This window comes from Anaerolineales bacterium, assembly GCA_016928575.1.
GTDB lineage: Bacteria > Chloroflexota > Anaerolineae > Anaerolineales > RBG-16-64-43 > JAFGKK01.
The window spans coordinates 78,034-96,521 of the sequence record JAFGKK010000135.1 but is presented as its reverse complement, the minus strand read 5'-3'; the positions used below and the strand labels follow the sequence as shown (position 1 = coordinate 96,521).

Below are 18,488 nucleotides of genomic sequence, written 5' to 3'. Positions count from 1 at the left end.
CTACGGAGTTCGAGCCAGGTGCTGTGCTGGGGGAATAACCAGTACGGCGAGTTGGGGGATGGGACTTCGTCGAACAGAAATCTGCCCGTCTACGTCAATGTGATCACCCATAGTGGTGATGAAGTGCTTCAGCTTGCCGCAGGGCGGCATCACACCTGCGCGCGGATGAATGTAAACAGGGTGCGGTGCTGGGGAAACAACCAATTCGGCCAGCTAGGCGACGGGACCAATCTGGCCAGCGCCCTTCCCTGCACCGCGAACACCGGCGGCGCGGATATCTCTGTGATCGCCACCGGTTCCTGGCACACGTGCGCCGGCACCTCGCAGGGCGAGGTGCTCTGTTGGGGCAAGAATACCTACGGCCAGTTGGGAAACGGGACAAACACGGACAGCAATACGCCGGTGGAATCCTTGGGAGCGGGAGAATCAAGCGCGCGGTGAAAAAGCGCCGAAATCCAAGAGACAGCCGTCGCCTTTAACGGATTTCATCCACTCGACCGAGCGTCGGTCTGGCAGATGTCATCCCCGAATTGGGACGATACCGGCATCCTACCGGCGACGTTCGAGATCACCGGCGCCGGGCCGGTTTTTTCCTACGCCTTTCCGGCCCGCTTGGCGACGAGCTTCGTGTTCGATCTGTCTTGAAACCCGCCCGGCTCTCCAATCCAACCGCCCGCTCCGACCCCCGCCTCCTTCTCCCAAGGAAAGGAGGCAGGGATCATCGCGCGCAGACTATTCTGAAAACAGGCGGGGACAGGGAGCCAGGTCGGGATGAGGAAAAACCGATACAATCCCTCTCCAAGATGGAGCAAAACCGCCGGCGAAAGGAAGACAAGCCATGACCGATCCTGGAATGAAAGAACGATTGCGCGCGGCATTTCCCGTTGCGGAGGAAATCCCCGCCGAATTCCGCCCGGATCCTTCGGGATACGAAAGGCTGTACCTGGTCAACGGCCGGGTGCGGGCTTGGGAGGGCGAGACCGTCGAGGTCCGTTCGCCGGTCTGCCTGCGAAGCGGCCAAACGCTCGAGCGCGCGTTGGTCGGGCATGCGCCGGTGATGGACGACGCCACGGTGATGTCCGCGGTCGAGGCGGCGGAAAAGGCCTGGGACGGCGGGCTCGGCGAGTGGCCGACGATGAGCGTCCGCGGCCGGATCGAGGCCGTGGAGCAATTCCTGGAACGGATGGCGGAGGCGCGCGATGAGGTGGTGCGGCTGTTGATGTGGGAGATCGGCAAGAACCTGGAGGACAGCCGCAAGGAATTCGACCGGACCGTTGACTACATCCGCCGCACCGTGGAAGCCCTCAAGGAATTGGACCGCGCCAACTCACGCTTCGCCCTCGACGTCGGGATCATCGCCCAGATCCGCCGCGCCCCGCTCGGGGTCTGCCTTTCGATGGGCCCGTTTAACTACCCGCTCAACGAGACCTACACCACCCTCCTGCCGGCGCTGATCATGGGCAACACGGCGGTGGTCAAGCCGCCCAAGTTCGGAACCCTGGTGCACCAGCCTTTGCTGGGGGCGTTCGCCGAATCCTTCCCGCCGGGCGTGGTCAACTTCATCTACGGCCCCGGCGGCAGGATCATCGAGCCGATCCTGCGCAGCGGACGGATCGACGTGCTGGCCTTCATCGGCACCAGCCGCGTGGCCGACCTACTCAAGCAGCAGCATCCGCGCCCTCACCGCCTGCGGGCGGTGCTCGGCCTGGACGCCAAGAATCCCGCGCTGATCATGCCCGACGCCGACCTGCAGAACGCGGTCAAGGAATCGGTCCGCGGGTCGCTGAGCTTCAACGGCCAGCGCTGCACGGCGCTGAAAATTTTTTTCGTCCACGAGTCGATCGCCGAAAAATTCCTGGCGGAGTTCGCGAAGGCGGTCAACGCCCTGGCTGTCGGGATGCCCTGGCAGCCTAAGGTCGGTATCACGCCGCTTCCGGAGCCGGGCAAGGCGGGCAAGCTGAAAGCCTACATCGACGAAGCCATCTCGAAAGGCGCGCAGGTGGTCAATCCCGGCGGGGGAACGGCCTGCGAAAGCCTCTTCTTCCCGGCCGTCGTCCATCCGCTGTCGGCGGAATGCGCCCTCTACCGCGAGGAACAGTTCGGGCCGGTAATACCGGTCTGCTCCTACCGCGACGAGCAGGAATTCTTCGATTTCGTGGCGAAATCCAATTTCGGCCAGCAGGCCAGCCTGTTCGGCAACGACCCGGTCAAAATCGGCGCGCTGATCGATAAGCTCGCCAACCAGGTGTGCCGGATCAACCTCAACAGCCAGTGCCAGCGCGGCCCGGATTCCCTGCCTTTCACCGGGCGCAAGGATTCGGCCGAGATGACCCTCTCGATCAGCGACGCGCTGCGCGCCTTCTCGATCCGCTCGCTGGTGGCGGCCGAATCCAACCCCGCCAACCGCGAGCTGATTCAGAACATCGTCAACGGAAGAAAGTCGAGTTTCCTGAATACCGATTTCATTCTATAGGTTCCCGGTTTGAAAACAGCGGGATTTGCTTTTTTCCACGGAGAACACGGAGGATCACGGATAATTCCTTAATTGAAATCCTCCGCGCCCCTCTGTGCCCTCCATGGATTTTTCCTCCTGCGTTACCGGATGGCGGAGGACGGTCTTTATCTTTCCGGGTGCCGTCCGCCGCGGATCGCCCGGGTAGACCTCGTGGTAGTCACCGCGAAATCCAATCCGACCAACCGTGAGTTATTCCAGAACATCGACAACGGGCGGAATTCCAGCTTTCTGAATACCGACTTCATCCTGCAGCGAAGCCCGCCCCCCTGCGGTCCCCCCATCCCGCGAAGCGGGATGGGGGGACCGCAGGGAGGCGGGGATTTGCATGCAAGCGCATTTGCCGCGATAATCCCTCGCGTAACTCATCTTTCTTCCCCCGGGAGGCCGCCATGCAGCCGCCGCTTGCGTACCCGCTCACCTTCTCCTTCAAGATCATCTCGTTCGCCTCGCAGTTTTTCGTCCGCGATGCGGGAGGCAACCTCGTCGCCTGCGTCCGCCAGAAGATCCTCGCCCTCAAGGAAGCCGTGACGGTCTTCGCCGACGAAAAGCAGACTCGCCAACTGTTCACCATCAAGGCCGACAGAATCCTCGACTGGTCCGCCCGCTACAATTTCACCTCCGCCCAGGGCGCGAACGTGGGCGCCGTGAAACGGCAGGGGATGAGATCGCTCTGGAAGGCAACCTACGACATTCTGGAAGGCGACAATCCGGTCATGAAGATCCAGGAGGCGAATCCCTGGATCAAGATGGCGGATGCGCTGCTGTCGGAAATTCCCTTCCTCAACCTGATTGCGGGCTACGTGTTTCATCCGGTGTATGAAGTGACCCGCGCCGACGGCGCGCCGGTGATGCGGATGACCAAACAGCCCGCTTTCTTCGAGGGAAAATTCCTGGTGGAGAAGCTGGGCGACCTGACCGCCGTCGAGGAACAACGGGTTCTGCTCAGCCTGATGATGGCGATCCTGCTTGAGCGCGCGCGGGGATAGCCGCAGGCTGGACTTGGGGGCATAGACCATCCACGGAGGGCGCGGATAGGCAATAAGGAAATAGCCTTTTCCTCCGTGCTCTCCGTGGATTAATCCTTCCTCATCGCCGGATGCCGCAAAACCAGCCTGAACCTCCCCGCCGCCGTGCAGTCCGCGCCGCGCGGCCGATTCGCCGGGCACGGACCGAAGCCCCTGCCGCGGTCTCCAGCAAGCGGAAAAAGCCGCCGCCGGGGAAGCATCGCCCTCAACAAAGCCCGCAAACCGCCAGCGCGGCGCCCATGCCGGCCGCCACCGGCGCGGAAGACGGCTTGGGCAGGCCCGGCGAGGGGAAGAACGGAAGGACCAATCCGGCGAACGGCCCGATTCGACCGACGACGGTCAGCGCCCACGGCTCGGCCGCGTTTTTCCCGGCCCCGTCTTGGGCGATGCCGTCCAGCTTGTGTTTACGATCATCAGCGGGATGGAAATCCATGAGCCGCATTTCAGCGCAATCGGCGCACCGGCGAGTGCAAGACTCACGGATTTCTTAATTTACCCGCGAATAACAGGCCCTGAACGCCTTCCATTCCAGCCGCGATCAACGGCAGGGAAGGAGATCGAGGGAAATCTTGCACGCCGATTGCCGGCCGAAAGCAAGGCGGCGGAAACCGTACGGGATGGCTCCCTCTTGCGGAATATGGAGGATTCAAGTACACTTTCTGAAATTCTGTTCTGGGGGGCGGGAATATGGCCGGCGGCAAAGAAAAAGCTCTCGAATCCGCATTGACCGAACTGAAAAAGAAATACGGCGACGGCGCCGTTATGCGCCTGGGCGAAGCCACGCGGCTGGCGGTGGAGGTGATTCCCACCGGTTCGCTGGCCCTCGACATCGCCCTGGGCGTGGGGGGCATTCCCCGCGGGCGGGTGACCGAGGTCTTCGGCCCCGAATCCTCCGGCAAGACCACCCTTTGCCAGCACATCGTCGCCGAAACCCAGAAGCGCGGCGGCAACTGCGCCTACATCGACATGGAGCACGCGCTCGATCCGGTCTACGCCGCCAAATGCGGGGTCGACACCGATTCCCTCTACGTCGCCCAGCCCGACACCGGCGAGCAGGCGCTGGAAATCGCCGAGACTCTGATCCGCTCGGGCGGGGTGGACGTGGTGGTGGTGGATTCGGTCGCCGCCCTGGTGCCGCGGGCCGAGATCGAAGGCGACATGGGCGACGCCACGATGGGCATGCAGGCCCGGCTGATGAGCCAGGCGCTGCGCAAGCTTTCCAGCGTGATCCGCCAAACCAACACCGCGGTGATCTTCACCAACCAATTGCGCCAGAAGATCGGTGTCATGTTCGGCAACCCCGAAACCACCACCGGCGGGATGGCGCTTAAGTTTTACGCCTCGGTCCGCCTCGACGTGCGCCGGGTGCAATCGATCAAGAACGGCGCCGAGGTGGTCGGCTCGCGGACCCGCGTGCGAGTGGTCAAAAACAAGGTCGCGCCGCCCTTCCGCGAGGCCGAGTTCGACATCATGTACAATGAAGGCATCTCCAAGGCGGGCGACCTGATCGACATCGGCACCCAACTGGAGTTGATCACCAAACGCGGCGCCTTCTTCTCGTTCCAGGACCAGCGCATCGGCCAGGGACGGGAGAACGCCAAACAATACTTGAAGGAGCATCCGGAGATCACCGAAATCCTCGAAACGGCCGTCCGGGAAAAAGCGATGGCCGGCATGGGTGCGGCGGATCGCCCCTCCTCCGAAAAGGAGGAAGGGGAAGAAACGGATGCGGAGGCCTAGGGTTGCTCCCGGGCCGGCGGAAAAACCATATTGCGTGAAGGATCAACCGGGACGTTCCCTTTCCCGGAAACCCTTCACGGGCTACGGACTGACCAAAAGCATTTCTGGAACCCTCCCGCGGAGGTGCGGGAAATGGAACAACGGTTTTGGCCGCTGAACCATTTTACAAAGCGTCACCGGTTGTTGAGTCGCCGCCTTCAAAAAAGGGCCGGCGGAGGCGTCCGTCTGTCTCGCGTCGGTTCATGAGTTCGCGCCTTTCCTGACGCCGGGTTCCAATCCGATTTTTCCTGTTGATGCTTCAGGCAGCCGTAGCCCCTTATCGGGTTGCGGCTGTTTTCATTTTGAGGGACCCTTGCCGAGGAAAATCACCGCCTTGCGGGCGGGCGCAAAGGGGCGGACGGTTACAGTGGAGCTCGACGGGACGGAATCCTTCCGGCTCGGCAAGACGTCCGCCGCCGGATTGTTTCCGGGGCAATCCCTCGAGCCGCAGGAGATCGAACGGCTGCGGGGCGACAGCCGGGTGGAGGAAGCCAGCATCCGGTGCCTTGGGCTGCTGGCCCGCCGCCCGCGGTCGCGCGCGGAGATCGAGCGTTACCTGCAGCGGCGGAAGCTTCCCGAGGCGGAGATCCGGCGGGTTGTGGACCGCCTCTCCGAGCACGGGTGGATCGACGACCGCAAGTTCGCCCGCGCCTGGGTGGAGAACCGTCAGGAATTCCGGCCGCGCTCCGCGCGGGCGTTGCACTCGGAACTGCGCCGGTTCGGCATTCCGGAAACGGACGCCCGGGAGGCGCTGGAGGGGGTGCGCGAGGAGGAGGCGGCGCTTTCGGCCGCCCGGAAAAAAGCGCCGCGCTTGTTGCGCGCCGCCGGGACGACCCCGGAAGCCCGGCGTATTTTCCAGCAGAAGATGGCCGCGCATCTGGCCTCGCGCGGATTTGCGTTCGACCTTTCGCGGGAAACCGCCCGGGCGGTCTGGGACGAATGCGCGCAGGCCGGCGCGGGCGACAGCGAATGAATGACCGCGCAGCAAGCCGTGCGGTATCAAAGCCCCGCCCCGGCTTCGCCGGGCGAGGCCGGGGAGCGCAAATACGAAGAACTGCGCGGCAAGCCCCCCGCTCCCCCCGCTTCGCGAGGGCGGGCGTGAGGGCAGGCGCGGGGTATTCATCATTCCGCAAGAGCGGGAAAAAAAATCTTTGCAAGGAGGTTCCGAATGGGCGAGTCGTCGGGTTTTTTGACAATCATCCTTGCCGCCTCGGGGCTCGGGTTGGGTGTGATCGCGGGTTTCGCCGTCCGCCATATCGTTGCACTGCGCCGGGCGGCGGAGGCGCAGGCGAAAATCGATGAAAAAATATCCGCGGCGGAAAACCGCGCGCGCCAGATCGAAATCCAGGCCAAGGACGCCGCCTTAAAGCTGCGCGACGGCGCGGAAGAGGAGATCCGCCGGCGCCGGACGGACCTGAGCGCCGAGGAGGAGCGGCTGGGACGCCGGCGGTCCGAAGTCGACCACCGCATGGAGCGCCTGGAACAGCGCGAGCAAACGCTGAACAAGCGCCAAAGCGCGCTCGACCGCCGCGCCAACGAGCTGGAGAAGGTCCATGCCGAGCGTCTGGTGGAACTGCAAAAAGTCGCCGGGATGACGGTCGACGAGGCGCGCGGAATCCTGCTGGCGGAGGTGGAGAAGGAATCGCGGGCCGACATGGCCCGCACCATCCGCCAGATCGAAGACGAAGCCCGCGCCGAGGGCGAGCGCCGCGCCCGCGAGCTGGTGGCGGACGCCATCCAGCGCGTCGCCTCGGAGCACGTCTCCGAAGTGGCGGTCTCGGTCGTTCCGCTGCCGAGCGAGGAGATGAAAGGCCGGATCATCGGCCGCAACGGCCGCAACATCCGCGCCTTCGAGCAGGCCGCGGGGGTGGACGTGATCGTCGACGACACCCCGGAGGCGGTGACGATCTCCTCCTTCGATCCGGTCCGCCGCGAGGTGGCCCGCCGGGCGCTGGCCAAGCTGATCCTCGACGGCCGCATCCATCCGGCCCACATCGAAAAGGTCCTCGAGGATTCCCGCAAGGAAGTGGATAAGGTGATCCTGGAAGAGGGCGAACGGGCGTCCTTTGAATCCGGGGTGCCGGGCCTGCACCCGGAAATCCTCAAAAAGCTGGGCACGCTCAAGTTCCGCATGTCCTACGGGCAAGATCAGCACTCCCACGCGGTCGAGACCGCCCTCCTGGCCGGTGTGATCGCCGCCGAACTGGGCGCCGATGTGGCCGCCGCCAAAGCCGGCGGTCTGCTCCACGACCTCGGCAAGGCGATGGACCACGAAGTGGAAGGCACGCACGCGGCGATCGGCGCCGACTTCATCAAGCGCTACGGGGTACCCGAGAAGATCGTCAACATCGTCGCCGCCCACCATCACGAATCCGAACAGGAAAGCGTCGAGGCGGTGATCGTCGAAGCGGCCGACGCCATCTCCGGCGCCCGGCCCGGAGCCCGGAGGGAGAATCTCGAACAGTACGTCAAGCGCATCCGCACCCTGGAAGACATCGCCACCTCGTTCGAGGGGGTGGACGAGGCCTACGCCCTGCAGGCCGGCCGTGAAGTGCGGATCATCGTCCGCCCGGAAAACCTCGACGACCTGGCCTCGGTTCGGCTGGCGCGCGACGTCTCCCGCAAAATCGAGGAAGGGTTGCAGTACCCGGGGCAAATCAAAGTCACCGTCATCCGCGAAACGCGGGCGGTGGATTACGCGAAGTGACCCCCTCACCCAACCCTCCCCCATTTGGCGAAATTCGCCAAATGGGGGAGGGTTGGGTGAGGGGGTCATCCTGAGGAGGCGTAGCCTCCGAAGGATCTTTCCCGAGCCTGCCTCATGGCTGAATTTCGCCAAACGAGAAGGCAAAAGCCGCCGGCCGCGGCCTCCGCCAAGAACAGGCGGAGGCCGCGGCCGGCGGCTTTTTTTTGGCACGATCAAACGGCGAACGGCGGCTTGTTTGCGTCGATGACTTTTTGGACCGATTCGATCAGCATGGTCGTCCGGACCGGCTTGACCAGATACCCGTTGCCGAGCGCCCGTCCGGTGACCTGGTCCTTGGGCGAGCTCAGCGCGGAGAAGAATAGGATCGGCGGCGAATCGGCGAACGTGGTCCGTAATTTGCGGGCGACGGTAAACCCGTCCATGTCCGGCAGCATGATGTCTAACAGGATCACGTCGGGACGGTCCTTGGCCACTTCCATCAGCGCTTCAACCCCCCGGCTGACCGGAATCACCCGGTGCCCGACCCGGGCCAGGATCATCGTCGTAAGCTCACGCGTATCCGCATCGTCGTCGACGACCAAGACATTTGCCATACTCGGAATCCTTCGGCTCGGGAGGGCGCCGGCTCCGACAGCCGAACGGACGCCCCCGCAACGACGAGGACATTCTAAGCGGAAGCCCAAACCCCAACCAGCGCGACTTGTCACCTTTTTTAAGCGGAATGTCATGTCTTGTGTAACATTTGCGAAAAAGCCGGTTAATGGCCGAATTTCCACCGCCGAGTTGCCGTTTCCAGTGCCGATCCCATTCCCGAAAGCATGCATGGGCAAGGGTTAGTAGTGCGGCCGAATGCGGGTGTAAAAGTATGACGCCTTTTTATCGAATTCGACCGCCAATACCCCTCCGCTTGCGGCGGGGATGTAGGCGGATGTTCCCCCCTCCTAAAAGGAGGGAGGAACTCAAGAGTTCTCGATCTGCCAGATACGGCGCGGCTTGCCGCACGGCAATTCATTTAAAGGAGCCATTCCCGCATCCGTCTCCGCCCGAATGGAGCAAGGAGGATGGAAAACCAGGCGTAGGGAGGGCCAGACAATTGAGAAAAAAGCGGTGGGAGGAACAGGGGGAGGAATTTGCTGGGCCGGGATGGCACCGGCGCGTTCGTCAGCCTGCACAAAAGATGATCGAGCAGCGCTTTCTGCACAGCAAGGCCGCTTTTTTCGGCGGCCAGCCTTATGCGCCGTACGATTTTACGCCGCCGGCTTGTTCGCCTCCAGCACCTTTTGCACCGATTCGAGCAGCGTGGTCAGGCGGACCGGTTTGAGCAGGTAGCCGTCGCCCAGCGTGCGGCCGATGACCTGATCCTCGGGCGTGCTGCGCGCGGAGAAGAACAGGATCGGCGGCGGATTCTTGGCCGTGGTCCGGAGTTTCTGCGCGACGGAAAAGCCGTCCATATCCGGAAGCATGATGTCCAGCAGGACGATGTCCGGACGGTTCTTAGACACTTCCGCAAGCACGTCTTCCCCCCGTTCGACCGAGACAACCCGATGCCCGGCCCGCGAGAGGATCATAGCCGCCAGCTTGAGCGTATCGATGTCGTCGTCGCAAACCAATACCTGAGCCATGTCCACTCCCCTTGCGCGCGGATCCGGCCGCCCGCGCGGCCGAATCCGGTTGGTTTCAAGTTATCCCGTTCGCATGGGATCAGAAAAACTGCAGTCAAACACATCGGCGCCCGGCAAAGCCGTTTGTGGATACCGCCCAGTCCGCTTCCCGCTTGGCGAGCCCGCCTCGGCGGTCGGGCCGGGGGCCAGGCGCCCGGTAGTTCATTCTACGCGCCAGCTACCGATCGCGCCAGCGCCGCTTGTCCACAAAACGATGCGGAATGTCATGAATAAACGGATTTACCGGCCGAATCGCCGCTTTTTCACCTGAAAAACCGCCAGTCCCACCACCAATCGAAACCCGCCAAGCCGCCGTCCGCGCTCGGGCCGAAGTTGGAATACGGGAACCGGCTCCCCTGGATAGGCGCCGTCCAGGCATAGCACTTCCCGCTTTCCCAGGAGTACCAGCCGTACGCCTCCGCCATGCGGAGCGAATCCTCGTCGCCGGCGGTGAGCACCCCCGCACCCACCAGGAGCGGACCCGCCTGCGGCCCGCACATCACCCGCCGCCAGCCTTCCGCGATCGTCGGCACCGGTTCTTTTTTCGGATTCAGAAGGTCGTCCGGCAGGCGGTTGGGTTCGCCCGGCGTGGGCGGGAACCCCAGCCGCAGGACGCTCTCCCCGTCCGGGAAACGCGCCCAAGCGCTGTCTTCCCAGCGGGTGCGGGTGAAGACCCGGCCGTCGACGTGATTCCCGTCCGGAGTCAGAAGCCAGATTTCGTCGCCCGACTCGTTGAGCGCGATCCGCGTCTGGCTGCGGAAGAAAACCAGGAACTCCTGCGGCCCGATCCACGTTCCTCCGGGAACGGCGAAAGGCCGGCTGCCGCCGTGGTATTGGTCGTCCAGCATCCAGCCGCCGATGTCGACCGCCAGCGTTCCGGCGTTATAGAGCTCGATGAACTCGTCGTTGTAGTCGACGCTTCCGTCGCGGTTCCAATCGCTGCCCGGCTTGGGCAGGAACTCGTTGACAAGGACGGTCTTCGGATGCTGGGTGCGGGTCGGGGTCGGGAAGAGGGCGCTGTTGGGGCGGCCGGGCGTCCCGCGGATGGGATTGCCCGCGGAGTCGCGGCCGTTCGTCACCCAACCGGTGTTGGTCATCCAGGCCGCCCGCTCCGGCGCAACGCGCTCCATGCTGGCGTAGGCCGGCGAAGCGCTCCCCGCCGGCCACGCCCGTCCGCGCTCGCCCGCGGAATCGACCGGGTTCCCGCCCGGATCGAGCAGCAACAACCCCTCCCCGGAGTTCGAAAGCGCGCCGGAATAGAGTTGATCCGCGGGGATGTCGCTCAGGGTGTCGTCGCCTCCCCGTTCGAGGAGGAAAAAACCGCCGGAGTCGATCGACCCTTCCAGGACAATATCGACGTCCCCGCCGTCGGTCAGCCGCCACCCTGAAAGGGAGACCGTTTCCGGCCCGGGATTCCATAGCTCGATCCACTCGTCGCTGGAATCCGCCGCGGTTCCGGCCCAGGCCACTTCGTTGATCACGACCGCGTGCGGCGCAAACGGCGTTTGCAGAAGGCTCGGCGTGAAGGTGGAGGTCGCCGTCGGCGTCCGGGTTGCAGACGCGGTGGGGGTCGGATCTCCGCAATAGCCGGAAAACGGCGCCCGAGGCGTGCCGTTGACGGGATTTCCGCCGGCGTCCTCCCCGTTGCGGTGGATCCCGTCGTTGGAGCACCAAGCCGGATCCGATACGCCGCCGGGGTCCCTCCGCTCCATCGAGCCGTAGGGCACAACTGCGCCCGCCGGCCAGGCTCCCCCGTCGCCGTTGGCGGAATCCACCGTCCGGCCCGAGGAGTCGATCAGCCACACAGCCTCGCCGGAATTCGCCAGCGCCCCGGTGTAGATCCGGTCGGCCGGGATGTCGCCGACGGTGGTGTCGTCGGTCCGTTCCAGCAGGTAATATCCGCCGGCGCCGATCGTTCCCGCAAGGGAGATGCGGATGTCGCCGTTGTCGGTCAGCGTCCATCCCGAAACGTCCACGTCCTCCCCGCCGGGATTCCACAGTTCGATCCATTCGTCGTTGGCGGAAGCGGCCGTGCCGGCCCAGGCCACTTCGCTGATCACGACCCAGGCCGCGGAAGATCCGGGGGTAAGGGAGCTTGTCGCCGTAGGCGATTCCGTGGGGGTCGGCGCAGGAGAATCCGTCAGCGTCTCCGTGGCGGTCGGATCGATTGCCCCGGACGGGGTTGTCGTGCAGGTCGGCGAGAGGGTCCCGGTCCGGGTGAATTCGGGCGTCCCGCTTGCGGTTCCGGTTTCCGTTGCGGTCGCGCTTGCCGCAAGCGTCGGCGTGTTCGTTCCGATCGGGGATCCCGTTTCCGTGGAAGTCGGCGTGGGAAGAAAAAGATCCGAAGCGGTGGCGGTCGCCGTTTCCGTTTCGGATCCTTGATAGGCTTTGGTCTCGCGCGGCGCGAAGCCGCCCAGCAGGAAAAAGGCACACCCTGCGACAACAAAAAATCCTCCCCCTCGCTTCATGTTCTCCCCCTTTTGCTTGTGGCGCGCCTCTCGGCGGCGCTTCCCTCTCTATCCGACCGTTTCCGCGTCCAGCTTGGCCTTCACCTGGCCCTCGATCCAGGCGTAGGTGCGCGCCAGGCCCTCCTCAAGCGTCACCTTCGGCTCCCAGCCGAGGACCTTCTTCACCAGCGTATTGTCGGAGTTGCGGCCGCGCACCCCCAGCGCCCCGGCCACGTGCCGCTTCTCAAGCTTTACCCCGGCGATCTTCATGATCATGTCGGCCAGCTCGTTGATCGTCACCATCCTATCCTGGCCGAGGTTGACCGGCCCGGGGAAATCGGAGCGCATCAACGCCAGGATCCCCGCCACGGTGTCGTCGACGTAGCAGAAGGAGCGGGTCTGCTCGCCGTCGCCCCAGATCTCGATCGACTTTTCGCCCTTGAGTTTGGCCGCCGCAACCTTGCGGCACAGCGCGGCCGGGGCCTTCTCGCGCCCGCCCTCCCACTTGCCCAGCGGGCCGAACATGTTGTGGAAGCGCACGACGTGGGTTTCGATCCCGTACGTTTCGCGGTAGTGCTGGCACAGGTGCTCGGTGACGAGCTTTTCCCAGCCGTAGGCGTCCTGTGGCTGGGCCGGGTAGGCGTCCTCCTCCTTGAGCGGGGCGATGTTCGTTGCGGTCTGCTTATATTCCGGGTAGACGCAGGCCGAGGAGGTGAACAGGTAGCGCTTCACCCCGTTGACCCGCGCCGCATCCAGGGTGTGGGTGCTGATCAGCAGGTTGTTGTGCAGGATCTGGGCGTGGTACTTGGAGATGAACCCCATCCCGCCCATGTCGGCCGCCAGGGCGTAGGTTTCCTCCACGCCGCGGGTGGCCTGCAGGCAATCGTCCCAGCGGCGCATATCGAGGATTTCGAATTCGTCGGCCGGGGAGGGCTCGTATTCCGGGTATTTCAAATCCGTCCCGCGGACCCAAACCCCTTCCTGCTTGAGCCGCTTCACCAGGTGGTGTCCGATGAAGCCGCCCGCACCGCTGACCAGCACTTTCTTTTGCGCCATTGTCTCTCTCACTGAAATTCGGTTGAGTTGCGCTTTCTGCGCGTCCCCGGCCCGCGAACCGCCAGGGCGGGCAAGACCGCCGTGTTGCTGCGCAGATCGTGGTCAAGATCCGCCCCGCTCGGCAGAATCCCGCGGAGCCGCTTGACCGTCTTGGCTTTTCGTCGGGCCATTATAACGCAAGCGAAACGCCCCTTCCCGCCGGCCCCGAACGCCCGTCCACATCCCGAGCTTCTTGGGGTGAGGAAGAGCTGCGCCGGCCCGCCCCGGATGTCTTCTTCGGAGAAGGCCGGCGCCGGGCGATTATAGGCCCGAAAGAAACGCGAAGATTCTGTCGCCCGCGCCCTTAAGCGGCTCGTGGCCGAAGTCCGGATAGATATCCATCCGCTTCTTTGAAGCGATCTTGTTGTAGGCGGCGAACTGGGTGGAGGGCGGGCAGATCTCGTCCATCAATCCGGCGCTCCACAAGACCTCGGCTTTGATCCGCGGCGCGAGGTGCTGGATGTCGATGTACCCCAGTTTTTCGAACACCGAGGCTTTGTTCACGTGCAGGGGATTAAACCTGCGGAAATACTCCCTGAGTTCGGCGTAGGCTTCCTTGGCCTCGTCCATCTCCCACACGCGCTGATAATCGCTCAGGAACGGATACACCGGCGCGGCGCGGGCGATTCTAGGCTCGAGCGCGGCGCAGGCCACCGCCAGCGCCCCGCCCTGGCTCCCGCCGGTGACCCCGACGCGCGCCGGGTCCACATCCGGCATCTCCATCAGGATTCCGGCCAGCTCGGCCGTATCCAGGAAGACCTGGCGGAAGAGAAGCTTGTCCATCTCGCCCCGCAGGGCGTCGCCGAGGCCGCGGATGATGTGCCCGTGCAGGGTGTTGCCGCGCACCAGGCTGCGGTCCTCCGAGAGGCCGCCCTGCCCGCGGACATCCATCGCCGCCACCGAAAAGCCCTGCGAGACGTAGGCCAGCTTGTCGGACCAGTCGCCGGAATCGACGGAGTATCCGTGGAATATCAGCACCGCCGGATGCGGGCCCTCGCTTTTCGCCGGCCGCAGGAACTTGGCGTGGATCCGCGCGCCACCCACGCCGGTGAAGTACAGGTGGAAGCATTCGGCGCCGCGCGCGCGGAAATCGGCGCGGACCATCTCCACCTCGGGCGCGACCGCGCTCATTTCCGCCAGGGCCCGGTCCCAATAAATGTCGAAATCGGCGGGCCGGGGATTGATACCCTTGTAGGTTTTGCACTTCTCCAGGGGGTAATCGAACGTCAGCGGCATGGCTCAACCCTTGAATTCGGATTCGCGGACGGCGCGCCTGCCTCCGAAGGCATGGATGGTGCGGGTGTTCGCCGCACGCTCGCCGCAATGCCTTACCCCCTTCGGCACCAGGCACTCCTGGCCGGGCTTCAAAGCGATCTTCTTCCCGTCCATATGCAGGGTGTACTCGCCCTGCACGGTGACGATGTACTCGTCGTACGGGTGCGAGTGCTCCTCGGCGATTCCCGCCTCGCGGCCCGACCACAGCAGGACCTGGCCGCCGTCCGCGCCGTCGTAGACAAACCCTTCCAAGCCCGCCACGTAGTGCGAATCGATGTGGACGGCGTTTTTCGGATTCCTCATGAACTCGGGAAACCCGTTCACGGTGCCTCCTTTTTTGGGACCGTCCGCGGAGGATGCCGCGCCGGCGACGGCCTTAGCGGGATCCCCCTGCTTCCGGAAATCCGGAAGCGGCCCTCCGGCGCATGCGGGCGCCGCGGTTCTTTGCCGCGCATTGTACTCGAAGGGGCGTAAATCCGCCGTTCGCAGGGGCGCGGCGATTTATCGGAATTTCCTTATCACCCGTTCCAGCGCGTCCAATCCGCGCTCCAGCGTCTCCATTTCCGGCCCGAAGCTGATCCGGGCGTAATGCTCGTAGCGGGCGTGGAAGCGGCGCTTGTCGGGATTGACGTCGAAGAAGATGCCGGGGATAGTGATGACCTTTTCCTTCAGCCCCTCCCGGAACAGGCCCATTCCGTCCCGGATCGGCGCGGGCAAGCGCTCGAGGTTGACCCACACATAGAACGTTCCGGCCGGATCGACGTCCACGCGGAAGCCCATCTTTTTCAGGCGCTCCAGCGTGTAGTAGCGCTTCTTACGGAAATGCTTTTGGATGGCGAGCGTTTCGGCCCGGGCGAACTCCGGCCGGAGGAGTTCGAGGGTCGCCCCTTGGAAGGGATGGTTGGGCCCGCCGTCGAGGAAGGAGCCGGCGCTGGCGATCACATCGACCACGTCGCGCGGGGCGAGGGTCCAGCTCATTCGCCAGCCGGGGTAGCGCCAGTTCTTGGTCAGCCCGTCGACGATGATGATCGGATCGCCGTCGACGTCGTGAACCAGCGCGGCGGCGGAGTTCATCCGCCCCGGCTCGCCGTCGTAAAGGTAGTGCGAATAGAACTCGTCGAAGATCAGCGAGCAACGGCAGCTGCGCGCCAGATCGCACCAGGCGCTCAGCTCCCCGCCCTCCACCACCTGCCCGGTGGGATTGCACGGGTTGCTCACCAGCAGCGCGGAAAGGCCGCGGCCGAGGATCTCGTTCTCCAGCTCGGCCAGGGCGATGTGGTAGCCGTGGCGGGGCTCGAGCAGGATCGGGATCGCGGTGAAGGCCTTGAACACCCCGAGCAGCTCCTCGTACGCCGTGTAATCCGGGATGAAGTGCCCCATGTTGACGTTGCCGAGCGCGGCGCCCAGCCGGGTGAGCGCCAGGCGTCCGCCGTTGGCGATGCTGACGTTCCTGGCGGTGTACTGCGAGGTTTTTCCCCGCCGGAAATGGAGGTTATAAAAGTCCGCGACCGCCTCCCGCAGAGCGAGGTTGCCTTCGATCGCCGAATATTGCCGGCTGGGCGGGGTAATCGTTACGGAGGCGACCCGCGGCGGGGCCTCCGGCAATTCGCCGGTCTCCGGCGAGCCCTGGCCGAGGTTGGCCCACTCCGGATCGCCGTAAGTGAAGCCGAGTTGCGCCGCCTCGTGCATGACGTAGATCACGCCGGTGCGCGGGACGGATCGAAAACCTGGAGTCAGCGAGGGTTCCATTAAACCTCTACCGGGTTTTGGACAGGGCAAACAAGGTTGGCCGCGCCCGCCCCGGTCCGCCCGGCGGCGGGAATCCGCCTAACCCTCCTTCAGCAAATCCTCTACGATCTTTGCCGCGGAGCATACGAACAGCGGACACCGGTCCCGGAAGACTCCCTGAGCCGTTGCGCGGTCCCAATCCCCGGGTTCTTTCGGATCGATTCCCAGCAGATCCCGGCACATCATCGAGCCATTTTCTTGTTTGAACCGCTCGATCAGAGCGGTTACCATGGCGTAGGCTTTCAGCCGGGCGGCGGTGTCGGTGGGGTCGGTGAAGCCGTACCGCGCCCCGAGGACGCAAGCCGCGCCCGAAACCGCCCCGCAGACGCAGCCGTTGCGTCCCATTCCTCCGCCGAACGGCGCCGCCATCTTCACCGCCGCTTCCTCCGGCAGGCCGAGTTCCGAAGCAAACGTCTTCATCACCGATTGGGCGCAATTGAATCCGCTGCGCATGAAATCCGCCGCTTGTTCCGCTCTTTCCATCTACATAATACTTCCTTCCGTCCGCATGGATCGGACGAGCGTCGCCGCCCTATGCCGGACCATCCCGGCCCGTTTCGATTGGCCGTACCTTCCGGCCGCTCCACTCCCCTCCAACGCGGGATCATTTTACTCCCGCCCATCCGGGCCGGGATAAACCGCAGGATTCCGGCTGGTTTTGATAACCGGGAGGGATTAAGGCAAAACCGTGGGTCAGTCTCCTATCGGATGAAAATATTAGTCCCCCTCGCCGGATGGGTCGGCACTTGCCTCCGTCCGCGGCGTGCCCGCGCGTCCGTCGCGGATGGTAAGAATCAGCCTTCCCGCCGGGCATCGGGAACGGCGCAGGATTACGCCGGCTTGCCTTTGCCGACCATGGCCAAGTACACCGCGCCGAGGATGACCGCCCCGCCGAGCAAAGTCCCCGCGCCGGGAATTTCTCCGAGCAGGATCCACGCCAGAAAAATTCCGTACACGGGTTCCAAACCGACGACGACTCCGGCCGTGCGGGCCGGGAGGTGCCGCAGGCTTCCGATGTACAGAGTCTGGGCGACGGCAGTGCAGAAAATCCCCAGGACCAACAGCCATGCCAGGTCCCGCGCGTCCGGGGCGGCCTCCGATCCGGCGGCCCACGGCAATCCGGCGGCCGCCGCGAACCCGAGCTGGTAGAAAGCGACCGTCAGCGGCGGATGGGTTTGCACGAGCTTCCGGTTGAACAGCGCCAATACGGCGAAACTCACGCCGGCGGCCAAACCCCAGAGGATTCCCTGCGTCGCCGGATCGGATACGTCCCGGCCGGGGGCCGCCAGCGCCAATCCCGCCGCCGCCAGGACAGCGGCCGCGTAATCGATCCCCGCCGGCCGCTCACGGAAGGCCAACGGCTCCAGCAACGCGATCCACACCGGATAGGCGGCGAAGCCGATCAGCGCCGCGGCGACCGAGGAAACGCGGACGGACTGGAAGAACGCGAACCAATGCGCGGCCAGCAGCAGGCCCGCCAGCGAAAGGGCCAGAATGTCGCGGCACGGGCGGATCAGGAGCCTTGCCCGGACCAGGAGCAGGTAGGCGAACAGCGCGACCGCGGCGCTGAAAGTCCGCCCGAAAACGATGACGGCCGGATCCGCCCGGATGATCGCGCCGAGCAAGCCGGAGAATCCAAAGAGCAGTACGGCGAGGTGCAGCCGCAGGAAACCGGACCGCGTGGAGGTCGCGGGAGAGGAATTCATGTCAACCGCCGGCGGGGGGGCAATCCGCCAAGGGAGCCGGCTCCGGGGCAGGGAAAGGGGCGCGCACCGTCCATCCGGAACCGGGGAACGGGGTTGCACAACGGCGCGGGATTCCGCGCGGCCGCTTATTCGCTTTCTTTTAATTTGAAATTGTTGCGGTACTTTTCGATGAAGGCCGGATCCAGAACCGGTACCGGATTGGAATACAAATCGTCCGGAAGCGGATAATTCGTCCGGCAGTCCGGACAGGTCCACGCGGATGGATGTTCGCCGTTGTCGAGGGAGAAGGTAAAGCCGACCCTGCACTTTGGGCACCACACTTCGATGGCCTCATACGTGCAATGCTGGAGGAAGCAAGGAGCTTCCAAATCTTCGCAGAGGTAGACCAGTTCCTTCCTGCAGTCCCGGCAACGGAACAGGACCAGTTCCCCGACAAAGCCCTCCGGGAGTGATGAATTTGGGTTATCCGTCATCTTTGTGCTTCGCGCAT

At 64.3% G+C, this 18,488-nt stretch carries 18 protein-coding genes; 6 read left to right on the top strand and 12 right to left on the bottom strand.

Annotated features, from left to right (window positions below):
• The 3 genes from JW929_16670 to JW929_16660 all read left to right on the top strand — a co-directional run.
• On the top strand, nt 1-441 hold a 441-nt coding region (locus tag JW929_16670), incomplete at its 5' end, for a hypothetical protein (protein MBN1441040.1).
• Nucleotides 442-838: 397 nt separating this feature from the next.
• On the top strand, nt 839-2,473 hold the full coding sequence (locus tag JW929_16665; protein ID MBN1441039.1) for an aldehyde dehydrogenase family protein: 1,635 nt from the start codon (nt 839-841) through the stop codon (nt 2,471-2,473).
• A 431-nt stretch (nt 2,474-2,904) separates the two neighbouring features.
• A complete protein-coding gene (locus JW929_16660; protein ID MBN1441038.1) occupies nt 2,905-3,501 on the top strand; it encodes a hypothetical protein in 597 nt (198 codons plus the stop codon).
• Between the two features lie 244 nt (nt 3,502-3,745).
• On the opposite strand, the gene JW929_16655 is transcribed toward JW929_16660, so the two are convergent.
• Nucleotides 3,746-3,973 carry a hypothetical protein gene (locus JW929_16655; protein MBN1441037.1) on the bottom strand — a complete coding sequence of 76 codons (228 nt, stop codon included), beginning with the start codon at nt 3,971-3,973 and terminating at the stop codon, nt 3,746-3,748.
• Nucleotides 3,974-4,227: 254 nt separating this feature from the next.
• On the opposite strand from JW929_16655, the gene recA reads away from it, so the two are divergent.
• The 3 genes from recA to rny all read left to right on the top strand — a co-directional run bounded on the left by recA (nt 4,228) and on the right by rny (nt 8,026).
• Nucleotides 4,228-5,280, top strand: coding sequence for a recombinase RecA (gene recA / locus JW929_16650; GenBank protein ID MBN1441036.1), 1,053 nt, complete (start codon nt 4,228-4,230; stop codon nt 5,278-5,280).
• A gap of 352 nt (nt 5,281-5,632) precedes the next feature.
• The gene (locus JW929_16645; GenBank protein MBN1441035.1) at nt 5,633-6,292 is read left to right on the top strand and encodes a regulatory protein RecX; all 660 of its coding nucleotides are present in this window, start codon (nt 5,633-5,635) and stop codon (nt 6,290-6,292) included.
• Between the two features lie 195 nt (nt 6,293-6,487).
• Nucleotides 6,488-8,026 carry a ribonuclease Y gene (gene rny / locus JW929_16640; protein MBN1441034.1) on the top strand — a complete coding sequence of 513 codons (1,539 nt, stop codon included), beginning with the start codon at nt 6,488-6,490 and terminating at the stop codon, nt 8,024-8,026.
• Between the two features lie 212 nt (nt 8,027-8,238).
• On the opposite strand, the gene JW929_16635 is transcribed toward rny, so the two are convergent.
• The 11 genes from JW929_16635 to JW929_16585 form a co-directional block, all read right to left on the bottom strand.
• Nucleotides 8,239-8,619 carry a response regulator gene (locus tag JW929_16635; GenBank protein ID MBN1441033.1) on the bottom strand — a complete coding sequence of 127 codons (381 nt, stop codon included), beginning with the start codon at nt 8,617-8,619 and terminating at the stop codon, nt 8,239-8,241.
• A 654-nt stretch (nt 8,620-9,273) separates the two neighbouring features.
• Complete coding sequence (locus tag JW929_16630) at nt 9,274-9,648, bottom strand: response regulator (GenBank protein MBN1441032.1); 375 nt, start codon at nt 9,646-9,648, stop codon at nt 9,274-9,276.
• Nucleotides 9,649-9,950: 302 nt separating this feature from the next.
• Complete coding sequence (locus JW929_16625) at nt 9,951-12,155, bottom strand: lamin tail domain-containing protein (protein ID MBN1441031.1); 2,205 nt, start codon at nt 12,153-12,155, stop codon at nt 9,951-9,953.
• Nucleotides 12,156-12,203: 48 nt separating this feature from the next.
• On the bottom strand, nt 12,204-13,190 hold the full coding sequence (locus JW929_16620; protein ID MBN1441030.1) for an NAD-dependent epimerase/dehydratase family protein: 987 nt from the start codon (nt 13,188-13,190) through the stop codon (nt 12,204-12,206).
• A gap of 8 nt (nt 13,191-13,198) precedes the next feature.
• A complete protein-coding gene (locus JW929_16615) occupies nt 13,199-13,360 on the bottom strand; it encodes a hypothetical protein (GenBank protein ID MBN1441029.1) in 162 nt (53 codons plus the stop codon).
• Nucleotides 13,361-13,490: 130 nt separating this feature from the next.
• Nucleotides 13,491-14,465: an acetylxylan esterase gene (locus tag JW929_16610; GenBank protein MBN1441028.1), complete on the bottom strand. Its 975-nt coding sequence runs from the start codon at nt 14,463-14,465 to the stop codon at nt 13,491-13,493.
• A gap of 3 nt (nt 14,466-14,468) precedes the next feature.
• Nucleotides 14,469-14,828, bottom strand: coding sequence for a cupin domain-containing protein (locus JW929_16605; protein ID MBN1441027.1), 360 nt, complete (start codon nt 14,826-14,828; stop codon nt 14,469-14,471).
• A 177-nt stretch (nt 14,829-15,005) separates the two neighbouring features.
• Nucleotides 15,006-16,253, bottom strand: coding sequence for a pyridoxal phosphate-dependent aminotransferase (locus JW929_16600; GenBank protein ID MBN1441026.1), 1,248 nt, complete (start codon nt 16,251-16,253; stop codon nt 15,006-15,008).
• Between the two features lie 78 nt (nt 16,254-16,331).
• The gene (locus JW929_16595) at nt 16,332-16,775 is read right to left on the bottom strand and encodes a C_GCAxxG_C_C family protein (GenBank protein ID MBN1441025.1); all 444 of its coding nucleotides are present in this window, start codon (nt 16,773-16,775) and stop codon (nt 16,332-16,334) included.
• Between the two features lie 347 nt (nt 16,776-17,122).
• A complete protein-coding gene (locus JW929_16590; protein ID MBN1441024.1) occupies nt 17,123-17,998 on the bottom strand; it encodes a DMT family transporter in 876 nt (291 codons plus the stop codon).
• A 125-nt stretch (nt 17,999-18,123) separates the two neighbouring features.
• Entirely contained in the window at nt 18,124-18,471 is a 348-nt protein-coding gene (locus JW929_16585; protein ID MBN1441023.1) for a hypothetical protein, read from the bottom strand.
• Nucleotides 18,472-18,488 lie beyond the last annotated feature (17 nt).